At 57.6% G+C, this 16,051-nt stretch carries 16 protein-coding genes; 1 reads left to right on the top strand and 15 read right to left on the bottom strand.

All coding sequences use genetic code 11. The features are described 5' to 3' along the window. Positions 1 to 73: 73 nt before the first annotated feature. Genes EOB80_RS06990 through EOB80_RS06975 form a run of 4 tightly spaced genes read right to left on the bottom strand, consistent with a single transcriptional unit; the run spans position 74 to position 5,562 of the window. Positions 74 to 1,405 carry an O-antigen ligase family protein gene (locus tag EOB80_RS06990; protein WP_127327140.1) on the bottom strand — a complete coding sequence of 444 codons (1,332 nt, stop codon included), beginning with the start codon at positions 1,403 to 1,405 and terminating at the stop codon, positions 74 to 76. Next, entirely contained in the window at positions 1,402 to 2,661 is a 1,260-nt protein-coding gene (locus EOB80_RS06985) for a hypothetical protein (protein WP_127327139.1), read from the bottom strand. Before EOB80_RS06985 ends, EOB80_RS06990 begins: the two co-directional genes overlap by 4 nt. Next, positions 2,549 to 4,927 carry a polysaccharide biosynthesis tyrosine autokinase gene (locus EOB80_RS06980; protein WP_127327138.1) on the bottom strand — a complete coding sequence of 793 codons (2,379 nt, stop codon included), beginning with the start codon at positions 4,925 to 4,927 and terminating at the stop codon, positions 2,549 to 2,551. Before EOB80_RS06980 ends, EOB80_RS06985 begins: the two co-directional genes overlap by 113 nt. A gap of 29 nt (positions 4,928 to 4,956) precedes the next feature. Continuing rightward, positions 4,957 to 5,562: a polysaccharide biosynthesis/export family protein gene (locus EOB80_RS06975; protein WP_224696614.1), complete on the bottom strand. Its 606-nt coding sequence runs from the start codon at positions 5,560 to 5,562 to the stop codon at positions 4,957 to 4,959. Here EOB80_RS06975 and EOB80_RS35080 point away from each other — a divergent pair. Beyond that, positions 5,555 to 5,713: a hypothetical protein gene (locus EOB80_RS35080; RefSeq protein WP_164752261.1), complete on the top strand. Its 159-nt coding sequence runs from the start codon at positions 5,555 to 5,557 to the stop codon at positions 5,711 to 5,713. The genes EOB80_RS06975 and EOB80_RS35080 overlap by 8 nt on opposite strands. 25 nt (positions 5,714 to 5,738) lie before the next feature. Here EOB80_RS35080 and EOB80_RS06970 read toward each other — a convergent pair whose 3' ends face one another. The 11 genes from EOB80_RS06970 to EOB80_RS06920 form a co-directional block, all read right to left on the bottom strand. Next, positions 5,739 to 6,548 (bottom strand): CpsB/CapC family capsule biosynthesis tyrosine phosphatase, encoded by an 810-nt coding sequence (locus EOB80_RS06970; protein ID WP_127327137.1) that lies wholly within the window; start codon positions 6,546 to 6,548, stop codon positions 5,739 to 5,741. A 120-nt stretch (positions 6,549 to 6,668) separates the two neighbouring features. Continuing rightward, positions 6,669 to 6,989 carry a hypothetical protein gene (locus EOB80_RS06965; RefSeq protein ID WP_027035885.1) on the bottom strand — a complete coding sequence of 107 codons (321 nt, stop codon included), beginning with the start codon at positions 6,987 to 6,989 and terminating at the stop codon, positions 6,669 to 6,671. A gap of 328 nt (positions 6,990 to 7,317) precedes the next feature. Continuing rightward, positions 7,318 to 7,644, bottom strand: coding sequence for a hypothetical protein (locus EOB80_RS06960; RefSeq protein ID WP_236382855.1), 327 nt, complete (start codon positions 7,642 to 7,644; stop codon positions 7,318 to 7,320). Positions 7,645 to 8,330: 686 nt separating this feature from the next. Continuing rightward, positions 8,331 to 9,389, bottom strand: a complete 1,059-nt coding sequence (locus tag EOB80_RS06955) for a DUF977 family protein (RefSeq protein ID WP_127327135.1) — start codon at positions 9,387 to 9,389, stop codon at positions 8,331 to 8,333. Positions 9,390 to 9,540: 151 nt separating this feature from the next. After that, the gene (locus EOB80_RS06950; RefSeq protein ID WP_127327134.1) at positions 9,541 to 9,975 is read right to left on the bottom strand and encodes a hypothetical protein; all 435 of its coding nucleotides are present in this window, start codon (positions 9,973 to 9,975) and stop codon (positions 9,541 to 9,543) included. A gap of 57 nt (positions 9,976 to 10,032) precedes the next feature. Further along, on the bottom strand, positions 10,033 to 11,175 hold the full coding sequence (locus tag EOB80_RS06945; protein WP_127327133.1) for a glycosyltransferase family 4 protein: 1,143 nt from the start codon (positions 11,173 to 11,175) through the stop codon (positions 10,033 to 10,035). Continuing rightward, a complete protein-coding gene (locus EOB80_RS06940) occupies positions 11,172 to 12,329 on the bottom strand; it encodes a glycosyltransferase (RefSeq protein WP_164762543.1) in 1,158 nt (385 codons plus the stop codon). Before EOB80_RS06940 ends, EOB80_RS06945 begins: the two co-directional genes overlap by 4 nt. Then, a complete protein-coding gene (locus EOB80_RS06935; RefSeq protein WP_127327131.1) occupies positions 12,307 to 13,116 on the bottom strand; it encodes a methyltransferase domain-containing protein in 810 nt (269 codons plus the stop codon). Before EOB80_RS06935 ends, EOB80_RS06940 begins: the two co-directional genes overlap by 23 nt. Positions 13,117 to 13,121: 5 nt before the next feature. After that, the gene (locus EOB80_RS06930) at positions 13,122 to 13,898 is read right to left on the bottom strand and encodes a class I SAM-dependent methyltransferase (RefSeq protein WP_164762542.1); all 777 of its coding nucleotides are present in this window, start codon (positions 13,896 to 13,898) and stop codon (positions 13,122 to 13,124) included. Next, the gene (locus EOB80_RS06925) at positions 13,891 to 15,159 is read right to left on the bottom strand and encodes a hypothetical protein (protein ID WP_127327129.1); all 1,269 of its coding nucleotides are present in this window, start codon (positions 15,157 to 15,159) and stop codon (positions 13,891 to 13,893) included. The genes EOB80_RS06930 and EOB80_RS06925 overlap by 8 nt, the downstream gene beginning before the upstream one ends. After that, positions 15,156 to 15,986, bottom strand: coding sequence for a glycosyltransferase (locus tag EOB80_RS06920; protein WP_164762541.1), 831 nt, complete (start codon positions 15,984 to 15,986; stop codon positions 15,156 to 15,158). Before EOB80_RS06920 ends, EOB80_RS06925 begins: the two co-directional genes overlap by 4 nt. Positions 15,987 to 16,051 lie beyond the last annotated feature (65 nt).

Below are 16,051 nucleotides of genomic sequence, written 5' to 3'. Positions count from 1 at the left end.
CAATCTCGGCGTTCGGCAAACGTCTGGGTCACGATCCGGCGCCAATCCATCGCCAATTCCAGGCGACGCATTGCTATCGTCTTGCCAGAGCCGGCCTGACGGGAACAAGCAGATTGTCATCATGGGCCTCGGTCGACTCGCCTCTCTGGCTTAACCGCCCAGCGAATCCCTTGTGAAAGATGATGCCATTCATATAGGCGAAAGTCATCGCAAGCGCCGCCGTTCGCATGGGATAATCGACCAGGGAATGAACGAGCAGAAACGATACTGAGAGAAATGCCATTTTCTGCAGCGGATCTCGCCGTGCCGCAAGGGAAAACGCAAAAAGTAATACGGAGTAGGCCGCGACCAGAAAGACAACAGGCGCGCCACCTTCAAGCGCCAATTCCAGATAATCATTGTGGGCGTGATTGACGTAGGGCTTGAAGATCATCTCTCCCTTTTCGTAAATCTGGTAGACTTTCGGAAAACTCCCAAAGCCGACGCCCGTCGCCCAGTTCTCTTCAATTCCCGCGATCGTGGTGCGGGCAAATTCGGCCCGTCCAAAGGCCGGGTCAACCACTTCCGCATCGATCTTCGTCCACGCTCCGATCGTGTAGAGCGAAAGCCCGATGAAGACAGCGGGTATTCCATACCCGCCCAGCCTCGAGCGCGCGGACAGAAAGACGACTGATATTATGGTGATCGCCAGCCCTATCAGAATACCGGCGCGCGAACCGGCAGCCAGAAGCAGCAGCAGCAGCGTTATCAAACCGAGCGACCCGGACAGAAGGTGCCCGCGAAACAGGCCGTAGTAGACGACGAAGGGGATGGAGACGAAGAGCAAAGCTGAAAAATGGTTCTGGTTGGCAAACAGTCCCGCATTGATCGTGAACGGCAGCAAACCCTGTATGGCAACCGTATCGGAGAGCGAATACTGGATAGCCGCAGCCAATCCGTTACAGATGACACCCATCAAAAAGAAGGGCAGGAGGCCGTAGACCTGATCTGGGCGCAAGCGGGTGACGCTCAGAAAGAATGCAGCCATCGCCACGAAGTACAACAGACACTCGATCGTGCGTCCCACGCCGACACTGACGAAACGCAGCCCGGTTTCACCGCTCAGCCATGGATTTGCAAGTAGAACCTCAGGCCGCAATCCGCTCAACAGGGCGGCGGGCAGCGGCATGATCTGAAAACAGAACACGGCAAGACCCAGAGCAAGCAACCACAGGGCCGAGCGAGGGATGCCGTGCTCAGACGGCCTTGAAACGATGGCCGCGGCCGCGACAATCGCCGCCACCTCGATCACCGCATCGGTGTAGAGACCGCTCGCGGTGCCGCCGCCAATCAGCACTGACAGGAAAAGAACCGACCCAAGCAGATATTTTTCCCATTCCGTGGACCGGGCTGACCGCTCTCTCAAGATGAAACTCTTTCGATGCTCAATTTGTGCATGACCAACGTGCCAACGTATCGAAATCGCCAGCTCTCAGCGATGGCAGCTGTTTCCAGCCGCAACACTTGCATGGGACACGCGCCTAGTCCGATCGCGAAATCCAGACTCAACTGCCGCCGATTGAATGTGCCCTCCGGAATGTTGAACCGAGCTATTTCTCCCGCCGGATCCGCGCATCTGATGGACCAGAACAACTGCTTGGGCAGCTTCAGGTTTCTCGCGGAGGCGACCAGGGAAATCCTGTAGGAGCCGGGAGGCAGTTCGACATATTGCTGGAGCGCGGCGTTCTTCACCGGCGTATTCAGAAACCGGACAGTCGCTCCGCTATCGCTTTCGCCGACATCGCGCGCCCCGGCAAAGGTAATTTCCAGACCGGAGCGGTCGCGAACCTGCCAGTCGAATGGCTTGTCGCTGAGGATCTGTTCAAAGCCGCCGTTGAAGATGTATCCGGCCATTGTCCGCTCCTGATCGGTCAGGCTGAACAGGAACAGCCGATAGGCCGCCTCGTATTCCTTCTGCCGGATGTACCCGTTGATTACGGCAGACAATTCCTTCGACGTCGGTTGTGAGCTCGATCCGGCAAGGTCCAGCAACAGTTGGTTTGCGACGCGCAGGCCCCGCGGATCCTTACCAAGGGCGGAGAAAAGATTGGATCTCCACGGTGCCTCGATCCTCAAGGCTGCCAGGACAGCCTGATATCCGTCCGGGTTTGAAAGAATAGCCGGCAAGCCCGCCGCAATGACTGGAAATGTGTCCGGCCACCGGCGCAGCAACGTGTCGATCTCGGCGACGGCCTTTGACAGGTCGCCCATCTCGATCGAGCGATCGATCGATCTCTGAAGCGAATGGATTTCAGTCTTGGACAGCTTTCGAGCTTGGTCGAAGAGTTCAAAAGCCTCGTCTTTCTCGCCTTGTCGATACTCAATCTCGCCTATCAGGCTGTAGAGCCGGGCGTCCGCGACGTTGAAACGAAGCGCGCCCCTCGCCTTTGCTGCCAAGACGTCGAGATCAACACCGTCGCCTGTTCCGCTCAGCCGACCGGCAATTTCGCCTATCAAGGCATCTATGTTCAACGGATCGAGCGCAAGCGAGACGGCCGGCGTTTCCGACTCAAGAAGCCGACTTAGCCCTATCGACGAAACCGCCAACACCAGAACGGAGGCGACGAACCAAACGCCTGAACGCCGGAGATTTCGCGTGAGCGGGCTCGCCTGCTCCGTCATCGACTTTGCCCTCAATTTTCGGGGTACTCGCGCCATAGTCGTAGTACTGATAGTTCATGTATTTATAGGCGTAATTGTAATCGAACTTGTTGACCGTGAATTTCGACATCGCCGCTCCGATCACGTTCGCACCGGCTGAGCGCAGACGCTTGAGTGCCGTTTTGGCTGACTTGCGTGTGACCTGATTGGTCGAAACGACCATCAATGTGCCTTCGGCAAGCCGGCTGAGGATTGGTGCATCGGAAAGACCGACGACCGGCGGGGCGTCGATGATGACCAGATCGAAGCGTTTGCCGAGATTGGTCAAGATCAACGCCATCTTCGGTGACGAGAGCAGGTCGGCCGGATTCGGCGGAATCGTTCCGGACGTCAGCACGGTGACATTAGGGTATTTCGTCGGTCTGAAAATGCCCGGCAGATCGTCCTTGCGAACGGTATTAGTCAGCAGGTTGCTCAACCCGATCGCATTGTCGAGGCCGAACAGCCGGTGCAGGTTGGGTTTGCGGAGATCGCCGTCGACAAGCAGAACCCTTGCGCCGAGTGCCGCGAAATCCTGGCCAAGCTTGAACGACGTGGTCGACTTGCCTTCCGACGGTTCCGAACTGGTCACCAGCAGCGATCGCGGCGCGCCCTCCGCACCGGAGAACTGCAGCGATGTTCGCAGCGAACGATAGGCCTCGGAGAGCCCGGATTTTTGATCGGCGATGCTGGCTATGAGTTCGCGGTCACCGACAAGCGGCAGGATGCCGAGCATCGCCAGCCCCAGCTCTTTCTCGATCTGCTCCGGGTTGGTGAAAGTATTGTTCAGCAACTCGATGATGTAGATGATCGATGCAGCCAGGGCCATGAAAAGCGCGAGAGCGACTGCAAGGTTGATGCTCAGACGTGGAGAATAGGGGGCTGTGGGCAGCGAAGCGAAATCGACTATCGCAGCGCTTTGCGTCTTGAGCTCCGAGCTGACGCCGACTTCATTCAGCTTGGCGATAAGGCTGTCATACTGCGACCGGTTGGAGTCGACCTCGCGCTTCAGGATCGTGTATTTGATATTCTTGTCGTTGAAGACGACCTGCTGCCTCTCCATCTCCGCGAGCTTGGACTTGAGGTCGGCTTCCTTGTTCTGTGCTTCCTGATATTTCAGCCGCAACGAATCGGTTATCGCCAGCACGCCGTTGTTGTAGATTCGCTGCAGTTCCTTGATCTGCGATTGCAATTGCTGCATTTCCGGAAAACCGGGCTTCAGGATGCCCAATTTCTGCTGATACTGGCTGGTCAGATCCGCCAGCTTTTCGCTAAGCTTCTGCAGACCTTCGCTTTCCAGAACCGGACCGAGGCTCGACCCGCGGCCTTTTTCTATCTGATCGACCACCCGCCCCGCATCAAGACGCTCCTGGATTGCAGTGGCCAGGGCGGTGTTCAGGGCTTCGATGTTGGAGCCGATCAGCGATTTGTCATCGCCGGTAACCGTGATGCCGGCATCTTTTGCATAGGTGACCAGTTCCTCTTCGGAGGTCTGCAGCTTTTGCTTCACCTGCAAAACCTGTTCCTGGATGAACTGCCGTGCCAGATCAGAGGTCTCGCTGGTCTGATCGAGACGTTGATCGATAAAGCTCTGCGCGACCTGATTGGCAACGTCGCTTGCATATTTCGGCTTTTGATCGACGAAGGTGATCGATAGCAGGCTCGTATTGGTGACCAGATTGACCGTCAGATCTTCCTGGATGCGCTTGATCGCAATTGCCTCGCGCTCTTCAGGCGTTTTCTCCTCAATGGAGGGTGACTTGGACATCCCGAACGCACGGTAGACAATATTGCTCGGGGAAAAGCTCGGCGTCGGAAACAGAAAATCCGGTTTTTCGCTAAGCCCAAGCTGGAACACCACGCGCTGAGCCAATGCCCGGCTCTTCAGCTTCTCCCGAGCGGTCAGGAAGGCCCGGACGTCGCTGTTTTCGGAAACGACCTCAATGTCCTGAAACACTTTCGCCGAAGGCACCAGAACTTCGAGCTGCGTCGTCGCCTGATACTTTGGTGTCTGCATCATCGTCACGATGACGCCGGCAACGAGCCCGGCCGCCGCCATCATGACGATCAGCCAGCGATACTGGACGATGTATAAAAGCAGCTTGAGCGGGTTGAACCCCTCATCCTGGCCCGCATAGTCGCGACCATAGGGACCGTAGTTTTGCGGCACGTCGTAATAGGAGTCCGCGGACAGGGCCTGGCCATGTCCGGGTCCGGCAAGTTGGGGCTGCCTGTTGCGATCGAGCATGCGCGAGGTGATCCTGGGGTTGTCCGTGTCTACGGAATGACCGCAATGCGGGCAGCGCTGGAGGCGAGGCCCAGCGCATCCTTCAAATTGTTCATCGCGATTTTCGACTTCGAAGCAAAAACGACGACCACGTCGCCGCCATAGATGCGCGGGTTGCGGTTCTTGCCGGCGCGGATTTCCTCGACATTGTAATTTGCGACCAGCTTGTTTTGGCCGACATTGCGATAGACGAAGACCTTGCCGGCATCACCGACCGGATTGAACCCTCCGGCAAGGGCGATCGCGTCGAGCAAGGAAGCGCTGCTGGACACCGGATAAATGCCGGCCTTGTTGACTTCACCATCGACCGTGATGCGCTGGCCAATCGACTCCTTGACGAAAATCGTCACGTCAGGCGACTGCAAGTACTTTTCACCGTAGGCAGTCTCGATTTCCTTCTCGAGCTGACGAACGGTCTTGCCGGCTGCAGTCATGGTTCCAATCAGCGGAAGCGAAATCTGCCCGCCTGCGTCGACCTGAACCGTTCTGTTCAAATTATCGACCTGAAACACACTGACCTCGAGCACATCGTTGGCAGACAGAGGCTGCTCGCTGCCGTTCTGGGTATTCTGCGGCGGCGGGAGATCCTTGACCACCTGCAGCGTACCACCGCCAGAGAGCGCCGATGAAGACGCCGTCGGCTGCAGCGCATCGACAGAACTGGTGGAGGACGTCGATGTCGACGAAGTGCTTGCGCAAGCAGATATTGCTAGCGATGCGAGCAAAGCGGGCACGGTGCCCGCATGACTTCTTGCAAGATCGAAAATGCCCATCAAAGAGCCCCGCTCTTGAACAACCGGCCCAATCCGCCAAACCGCCCCGCACTGCTGCCGCCCGATTTTCTCGCGCTTTGCTTTCCGATGGGCACGAGCGGCCGATTTTGCAATATCGCGTCCGGGCGTTTCACTGCCATGTTGTAAGCCTCATCTTCCCCACACCGGTTCGCGATGGCGACAACCGCCTGCGAAAGCCCTGGCCGCCGCCGGCTGGCGCCGTGGGTGTCGGAGGCGACAATATCCACCCTGCCCTCATCCAGCAGCTTCTCCGAGTAGTAGAGCGCCGTACGTCCGAAGGCCCCCGTCACAGAATCAGCCGTGAGCTGAATAAGGCAGCCTAGCGTATTCAACCTCTCGATGACGTCGTAATTCGCCTTGATCCAGGTCAACCGCTCTGGATGAGTGAGGATCGGCACGAAGCCGGCCCCTATGAGACGGGCGGCGAAGTCTTCGAGCCGCGGAGGCAAAATGTGATGTGGCGGTTCGAACAGGAAATAGCGGGATCCGTTCAGAGTCGGCACCGCACCAAGCCTCAATCGATCGGGGAGATCAGGCGCGAGATGAACATCAGCGCCAACATATAGGGTAAGCGGTATGGCAGCGCGATGAAGCTCCAGTTCTAACGCCTGAACAGCCCCGGCAATCTTTGGCGTGGCGTTCTCATAAACCCCAGGCATTACATGCGGCGTACATGCCATATGCGTTGTACCGTCGGCCACTGCCAGCCGTGCCATCTCCAGCGACATGGCCAAGTCTGGAGAACCGTCATCGAGACCGGGCAGGATATGTGAATGCAGGTCGATCATTGGCGTTTCTGGTTGAGAGGAGGCAAAACTTCGCCTCGCCAAAATAGAAATGCGTCACCCGCATGGAGGCGAATGACGCATTTGACAAATTTACACAAAACAGCGGGTGTCGTATGCCGCCTACCGGCTGACCGCGTCGTCGTCATCCTGCAGGCCGATAATAAGGGCGGCGGCACCACCAACGGCGGCGCCGCCCAGGAGAACCGGCAGCATGCCAGGCTCTGAACTGGCGGGCACGGTCGTCGTAGCCGGCGTCCCAAGCGAAACGCACATGCCGCCTTCGACAGGGTCAATCTTGACGGTGGCATTGGCTGGAATATCGAGCGCGCAATTGGCTCCGACAGCCAGCGAAGCGGACGCCTGCGCCCCGGTCATGATGCGCGCGCCCGCATACACCGGCGCCTCGGCATCCACCCCTGCATAGCCGCCGGCCTGGGACATCTGGACATCACCCCGGACCTGCGTAAGACGACCTATCGCGTCTTCGGACGCCGGCACGGTTGCAAGACAGGAACAAGTTTGCTGGGCTACAGCTTCGGGCGCAGCGAACAGGAGGCCCCCTGCGACGAATGCAACAAAAGCAAAAGCAGCCCCGAACCGATGGCAACTCATCATTTTTACCCCACCAAAACCTGCAACTCGCCCTGTCGGTACGAATTACACCCGCCCGCCCCGAGCAATAGAGCAATATGGTTAACAAACCCAATAAACGAGCAGGCCCGCGGCCAATCCAGACCCCTCTACAGCGGCCGACCCCGCCATGTCTTCGTCAGCGGCTGACGCCGTTGTCGTCATCCTGCGTCGCCGCGAGCACGCCAGACGTCAGAAGCGCGCCGGCGAAAATCGCCTCCGGCGGACCGAACCCGGCGCCGCCGCCGGAGGGCTGAATAGCAGCCGTCTGCTCAGAGCCGACAAGCTTGAGGCAAATGTTGTTGCCAAGGCGGGAAACGTCGAGGCTCGAATTGGCCGAAACCTCCAGATTGCAGCCGCCGACCAGAACGGAGGCCGCGCCGTTGGCGCCAACCACCACACGGCTGCCGAAATCGAGCGCGCTTCCAACCTTGGCAGCGCCATAGCCCGCCGTCTGCGACACCATCACATCACCGGTGGCGGAACGGATGGATCCGATCGGGTTTGCCGAACCTTGATAGGGTGTCGCGCAGCTGCACGAAGCATCCTGGGCAAACGATGAAGCTGGACCAAACCCGATTGACACGACAAATACGGCAAGCGCAGTTTTAACCACAAGGTTCATCAGTCTTCGATCCCTTCTTGCTGCACCACTTCAGACGCACCCAGTCAAAGGCATTGCATCAGCGCGTACCAGTTTTTGGCCACAATTCCAACCTGTTTCGCGCGCGCGAGGCGATTTAAGCTGACGCGTGTCTGTCCAAGCACAGTACTTTAGCCAGATCGCATCAATAGTTTTCGACTACCTGTCACAGGTTTCTTACTATCGGGCAAAAATTTGAGGTCTCCTTTCCGCGGTGACTGGCTCGATAAGCTTTGACCAAGCTGAGCGCGTCAAACCTTTCGCCAACCAACCTAATATATTGAATTATCAATACATTTTTCGGTAGATATTCCTTGATGGCAGCCGCGCGATTTCGACCGTTGGTCGTGCTGACAGCATGTAATTCGAGATCGGCTCGATACCAATCGCGGCCAACGGGGTAGGCGGCCGGCTCGGCTACCCATTCCTGCTCTCCCGCCATAGAGATCTGCTCCATGCCCCAACCGCGATCCAACTCACCAAGTCGACGTGCCTCAGACTTGGCGCCTTTACCGCCTATTTTGGCCGTACCACGTTCCCTTGCCGGTTCCATGTTGGGCCAGATGGTTCGCTTCGACCAGAATGGCCAAGTGTTTTTTGACGGTGTTTCGGTTTGCACCTGTCAGGTTGACGATCTCGCTGATGGTTATGCGCCCACGCTCGTTGATGGCCTCAACGATTTGCAGAGAGAGTTCGGGCAACCTGCCGAGCACAAGGCGTTCCCGCTCGATTTTTTTCTCCAACCTCCGCTTTTGCTGCTGCAGAGCGCGCAGGAAGTACACAGCCCATGGCTGCCAATTGGGGTTCGGGCTGCGGATCGTCTTCTGGGTCTGACGTAGCGCCAGATAGTAGCTTTCCTTGCTGTTCTCAATCACGCTTTCGAGGGAAGAGTAAGGCACATACGCATATCCGCTGCGCATCAGCAGGAGCGTCGTCAGAACGCGCGACAGCCGTCCATTGCCGTCCTGGAATGGGTGTATCTCCAGAAACACCACCGTGAAGATTGCGACGACGAGCAGAGGGTGCAGGCTTTGCTCGTTGAGTGTGTCGCGTGTCCACTCGACAAGCTCTTTCATCCGCTTCGGCGTATCGAAAGGCGTCGCCGTTTCGAAGATGACGCCGATCTCTTTTCCGTCGGCATCGAACGCACTGACATTATTGGCGAGTGTCTTATATGCACCGCGGTGGCGTTCATCCTTGTTGCTGAACGCCAGCAGGTCACGGTGTAACTGTGTCAGGTGGTTTTCGGTCAGATCAATCGCATCGAAATGCGCGAAGATCATTTCCATGACCTGCGCATATCCGGCGACTTCCTGCTCGTCTCGGGACTCAAAGAATTTGATGTCGAGGTTGGCGAGCAGCCGCTCCACTTCGCCGTCAGTAAGCCTGCTTCCTTCGATACGGGTAGAAGAGCCAATGCTCTCGATAGTCGCAACGCGGCGCAGAGCCGATAGGCGTTCCGGAGCGAGCGCGCCCAGCGCTCGCCAAGCCCCTTTGAATTCGTCGATCTCCGAGACCAGAGCAAGAATCTCGGTGGTAATTTGCAGAGAGTCTATCTTCAGGGTCATACCCACAAATATACCCAAAAATACCCGAAAATTCAAGAACCGGCATACCCAATAAAGGACCCATAAATACCCAAATGCGGGCGCCGGCCAGCTTGAGAACAAGACCCACTCACTTCGCCGCAAGAGCCTCCGGTCTGTACTGGCGACCTGCTCAGCAAGGTTTGTACGTTGCGCCGGCCTGAACCGGCTGGCCGCAGAGAATTCCGCCCCGCGTAAGTATGGTGGCCAAATCTTCGCCCTCAGCCGTCAGGCACTGCACAACAAGGGTATCGCCAACCTTGGAAGCGATCTTGCCGTCGCAAGGTGTTCCGGAACCGACAGGTTTGCAGGCCAGGACGAGCCCCTGGTAGTCTCGGCGCGCCGCTTCCGTCACCAGGAGGCGCATGGCCTGAGGCCTGGAAAACGCCGCCCCGCACAGCAGGATCTTGCGACCGCCGACACGCAGATCATCGACCGATGGAATGGCGAGCTTGCCGCCAAACGGCTTGAGCTCGGCTACCGGCTTCGCGGGGGACGGGCCGCCCCTCTGCATCACGATGATGCCCAGAAAGCCAACACCAAACAAAACTGCCACGACGGCAAGCAACGCTATGCTCCTGACTGACAAAACCATCCTCCCTCCGACCCTGTGCGGCCGGTCCGCTCATTTCGTCGCAAGGGCGCTCAGTCTTTCTATCTGCTGCATGTACTTCTCGATGACGATCGTTTCCGAAAACTGCCGCTCGACCTTGTTTCTGCTCTGGGCTCCCATCCTGTCCCTGGACGAGTCGTCCAGCCGCGCAAACTCGACCATCTTGCTCGCAAGGTCATCAGGGTCCCTCACCTTGCATAGGAAGCCATTGACCGCGTGGTCCACCACTTCCCTGCATCCTGGCACGTCGGTTGCGATCAGCGGCTTGCCCATCGCAGCCGCCTCGAGCAGCGAGCGCGGCGTTCCCTCCCTGTAGGAGGGCAACACGATACAATCGGCGGCACGCATGAAAGGCCGCACATCGTCGGTGGAGCCGAGATATTCGACCAATCCCTCGCCAACCCATTTTTCCACGTGTTCGCGGCTGACCGCAGTCCGGTTTTCGACATCAAGAAAGCCGAGTAGCTGGAAACGCACTCCGGGCACCTCACGGCAAACCCGACGGGCCGCCGTGATGAACTCGCCGACACCCTTGTCCCAGAGAAGCCGGGCCACGAGAAGAAAGATGATGGCGCCAGACCCGGTGCGCGCTTCGGGCGAAGGGGCAAAACGCACGAGGTCGATGCCGGAGCCAGGCAAAAGCGCGGTTCGATCCTTGCGAACCAGGCGTTCGTCGACGAACAGCATCCGGTCATCGTCATTCTGGAAGAAAACCATTTTGGAACGGGCCAATGCCACCCGGTACAAGGCCTTGGCAATCCTGAGCAGCAGACCACCGCGGACGAACGCTGTCCCCAATCCCGAAATGTTGTTGATGACGGGAATGCCGTTCAGATTGGCCGCAATGGAGCCGAACACATTGGGCTTGATCGTGAAGCCGACAAACACCAGCGGTCTCTCGCGCCGCAAGAGACGCCAGTAGCGCCACAGAAGGACCAAATCCCGCAACGGTGACGTGCCGGAATTGTCCATGTCGAGTTCGACATAGCGGCAGCCCATGGCCGCAATCAGCGGAGAATACTCGTCTCTCGGCGCAACGACGACCACGTCATAGCCACAGCTCCGCAGCGCCTCGATCAGTCCCTTGCGGAAATTGACGACATTCCAGGATGTGTTTATCGAGACGACTATCTTGTTGCGAGCAACGGCCGTCATCTCTGCCCACCCGGATATGACGACGGCGCTCTCAACAGCATATCCGCAAACCGATCCGGCGATCTTTCCGACAAGGTCTTTCCGTACAAGGCCGACCGATCACCGCCTTGAATGACCTTCAGCAGTGCTTCCGCAATTTCCGACGCGCCAAAGCCGGCTGAAATCTCCAGGCCCGACAGCATGTCCAGATCTCCCGCACAGGGGGTGGTGACGATGCCGGGAATCCGGCAAGCCATCATTTCCAGAAGGACGTTGGGAAATCCCTCCGTCGCCGACGTGAGCATGCCGGCACGCGCTGCGCGAAACAGCGGAAACGGGTTGTCTCTCTGGCCGAGCAGATTTAGTCGCGAGGCCAGATCAAGCTTGCCGGCGCGGGCTCTCAACTCCGCTTCCATGGGACCAGAGCCAACCATGGTCAGCTCATAATCCTCGCCGGTCCTTCGTCTGACTTCGGCCAGCACATCAACCGCGATCGTCGGACGCTTCACATCAATCAGCCGGCCGCACCAGACTATCTGCGGACGGCGGGAAAGTATCTCGGCGTCGTGCCCCGACGATGCTTCCATGGACATTTTGACGATGAGATCTTCGTCGACCGGGTTGGGCAAAGTACACAGCTTGGCGATTGCTCGCCGGGGCAATACGTCACGCAGGCGTTCATTCATATAGCTCGTTTGCGCGACTATCATGTCCTGGCTGCCATAGGCAGCGTAGAGCGCCTTGTAAGCGAGCGCGCGAGGACCCTTGAAGCGATCCAGAAGTACCGTGGACTCGCGGGCGACCAGCCTATGGCTGCGGAGAAGTCCAACGCTTCGGGCGGCAGCCAGAAACGAGTTTACCCGTGCGTGGCTCGAGAACACCAAATCGTACCGACGCCGGATCAGCCGCGGGGCGAGCAAAAACTCGCTCATGGCCTTGCCGCCGCCAAAGCCGTAGCTGCACCGAATTCCGTCCTGGTGTGATCCAGCGGCCTCGCCCGCCGCCTGGCTACCCAAGAAGCCGATTTCGACGTCCCAGTCGGGTCGCCTCGCGAGTGCGCGCGCAACAAGTTTCAGGATGGTTTCGGCACCGCCTCTTCTGTCGAGCGGAATGGCGATCAGCGCGAGCTTCCTTTTCATGGGCCGCGGGAACTCACTGTTTTCGCCGAAAGACATAGGCGTAGGTTTCAGCGGCATCCTTGCGGAGGAACAGAGCCGAAACGCCTAACCAGATGCGCCAGGCAAGAAAGGCCGGCACGAAAAAATAGAAGTAGGAGCTTTTCCAGAACAGACGGCGCTCGATAAGTTCCAGGTCGTTCCGTTTTGCGATTGTTTCGACGTCACTGGGCAAGCACTTGTCGTAGAAGGCCGGAAACCCGTCATGACCCATGCCCTTTTCAGGATAGATCGCAAAAAGCAGCCGTCGCTTCATCCCCTCCGGCAGGACCCGATTCAATCTGGCAAAAACGGCGTTGCGCGAGGGCGAGAAAATGGCAACCATGCCTCCCGGTTTCACGCAACTGGCAATGCCGCGCAGGGCGCCCTCGCCATCACGGACGTGCTCGAGCGTTGCCTGGCAAATGACGACGTCGGCATCGCCCCTCCCCCTAAACGAGGTAAGGTCCGCTTCAATCTCCTCGTCGTATATTCCGCGTGGCGCTTTCGACAACTCTTCCGCGTCGAGGTCGAGCCCAACGACAAAAAGCCCAAGGCGCCGCTTCTCCGAAAGACTGACGAACGGCCTGGCACCCCCGCCAAGATCGTAAACCCGTGCGTTTGAAGTAAGTAAGGGAGGTGCTATCTCCGTCGCAAAGGTCCGGTTGCCGTCGATGCGAAGGCGCTGCGGCAGAGCACTGTCCAGGAACTCGGAAATGGCCACATTCGCGCGAACAAACTTTCGCAATATCGACACTGCTTCACCACCGGTTTCGTTTGGCGATCTGCGCCCACTCGGATTTGACATCCGCGCTATATCCTGTGGAAGACGTAGAGCCGCGTATGATGCGAAAATGGGCCGAGCAACCGGTCCACAGCAGCACGCAAGCCTCTCAGGATTCCATTCTTGCTGTCGTACCAGGCCTGCATCGGCTTGGAGAAAAATGTCTCGTCCTTCAGCCCCTTGAAGCCTCCCCTCGGCTGTGATTCCAGAAGCTTGAAGCCGTGCTGTTCGAAACTGGAAACAATCGAAGACGGCTCAAGAACGAACTGGTAAAATCCGGCCTGTTCACCTGGAAACCTGGGATAGAGATCCATTCTGATCTTCAGCCGCCGGAGAGGAGAAATGCTCGGCACTGTCACGAAGGCAACTCCTCCTGACCGGATGATGCGCTTCATCTCCAATGCGATCTCATCGTAACCGTCGAAGAAGTGCTCGATCACCCCCAGAGACCACACCCCATCGAAGAATTCGTCCGCGAAGCCCGTTGCTCGAACATCCCCCACGGTCACTTGCAAATGGGGCGCGGCACGATTCACCATCCCCACGGTCTTCTGCGCGAAGTCGATCCCGTAGGCGGAAAAGCCTGCCTGGTCGAGGCCATGGACCGTATTGGCCAAGCCACATCCAGCGTCCAGGATCTTGGCCGATCCGGTCAGGTATCGCTTGGTGGTTTCAACGACAAAGCGATCCGGCCTCAAGACAATCCCTTCGGCCCAGTGAGAATCCCAATAGTCGTCATCAGCCACCGTGCCGACATGGACGATGCGCCTGTTTTTCTCGTCGTAAAATGCTTTCTTCTCATTCATTTCTGGCATCCGGCCCGACCACCAAAACGGTGCGCTGTTTCGCACCAGGCCCTTGGTCTGCAATCACATTCCTCAATGCGAAAAAGGAACAGGCAGCGGCTACGACATATCCGAACAAAAATGCCATTTCACTGCCAAGCGGCACCCGCCACCAAAGGCCCAATGCCGCCAGACAACAGCAAGCCAACGCCCCTATCGCGTAGGAATAGGTCAACGTCATCGTTTTGCTCGACCGAAGCGCAAACGGATCGATGATCACTTTTTTCGTTCTGTTGACCAAAACAGCACAAGAAACGATCCCGAACACCACAGGATCAAAAGACTTCCCCAGCCACCCGGATGCATGGCCCGAGAAAAACAGGCCAACTATTCCGGCCGCGGCCACAGTCGCAAAAATGAGTGCGATGGCCGCTCCCTCGAACAGTCCGCGCCGAAACTCCCTGACGTTTCCATTTGCGGCACTGAGAAACGCCCTTGGCACAAATACGAAGCTGGCCGCATTCATGAAGAAGCCGACGGACCGTTGTGAAAGATCGACGCAAAACGAGAAGACACCGAGATGGGTCTCGGAGCCAAGCAACAAAACAATGTATCGAATGCCGACAAACACGCCGCTCTCGGCCAGATTGCTCAACACAAATCCCCAGCCTGTGACCAGAGACCCGGCAAGATAGGAAAAGCCAGGCCGTCTCAGATTCATAGGTCCCAGGAAGGCAAATGAAATCAGCGCTCCGACGAAATAGCTGAGCGAAAAGGCTGCAAGAGCCGAGCCTACTTTCGCATCGCCGACAAGCAGGATTATGGCTCCTGCCTGGTATGCGACGGCCTGGCCAATCGCCGACCAACCGTACGCCCACAAACGCAGTTGTGACCTCAAAATCTCTTGAAGTGCGGTGTGCAAGCCGAAAGAAACGATGATGGTCGCGGCAACGGCATTGCCAAATCCCAGCCACGTCAGTGCCAGTCCAGCCAGGACGACAAACAACGCCACAACTGCCAGCACGGTCAAAATGGACGATACGTACTCTCTACCCATTCCCGCGGCATGCATTTTTGCGGAAACCGGCATTATCGAATAGGTCGCGACTCCAAAAACAAGTGTCGAAATAAATGAAACTGTCGCAATCGTCGTGCTGAAAATACCGTACTGTCCAGTCTCCAGATGGCTGCCGATGTACAGCAACGTCGCTATGTTCAGAAGACCAGGAACAATTCGTATTACGATGGCTTCCACCAACTTCCACAAGCTGGCTTCTTTCATGAAGTCACCCGCACGAATGACCTCTTGAGCAAGAACGGGAAACTCAAGACACCAAAGCTCAAACAGGCAAGAACCGCCTTGCTCAGGAACCGAACCGACCGATATCGTCCTAGCCAGAACGCCTTGATGTAGTTCAAGTTCAGCAACAACATCGGGTATGCATTTTGTCGCTGAAGAAGCCGAATCCTTGCCGTCATCCCCTCCGGCAAATATCGTTTTCGTCCAATCTCGACATTGACACAGATAACGTCGTATTCGATCGCCAATCTGGACCAGAGAAGAGATGTTGGAACGCGGCGGAACCGCCCCGCTGGGGGCACGGCAACCCGTTTAAGCAAAGGAGTTTTGATGACCTCCTTCTTGTCGCCGACCACCCGTTCGTCGGCCCGCATCTTTATCAGGTTTGTCCGTTCCGACGGAAACGGCTCTGCTGCGGTCTCTGGGTGGCCAAGAGCCATCGAGAACACAAAACCCGCAATCTTCTGATCGACACCTCTCTGCGAGAGGTGCTCACAGACCTCCGGCAAGCGATCGGTGAAGAGATCGTCGTCATCATCGAAGACCATGCAATAGTCGCCAGTGGCGGAAGCAATCGCCGAAAACATCGCACGGCCTCTGCCGTCATTCGGGCCGGTGGTGACCACCAAACTGGCATCGCGAGACGCGATTTCCGCAAGCGCTTCGTTCGTTCCGTCGGTCGAACCGTCGACATGGACGCATATCTGCAATGGACAGTCCGTACGCAACAGTTGCTGAACCAGCGCCGCAACGCGATCCCGCCGATTGAACGTGGGGATGCAGACGCTCAGTAGCGCCTGGGACTGCAATGGATTGCGGACTGCCTGTTTGCGAGCCGTATCGATTCCATCTGCTCCTGGTTACGTGATCATGG

This window comes from Mesorhizobium sp. M7A.F.Ca.MR.245.00.0.0 (genome assembly GCF_003997415.1).
Classification (GTDB): domain Bacteria; phylum Pseudomonadota; class Alphaproteobacteria; order Rhizobiales; family Rhizobiaceae; genus Mesorhizobium.
The sequence above is the reverse complement of the archived record's forward strand: the minus strand, read 5'-3'. Positions and strand labels throughout refer to the sequence as shown.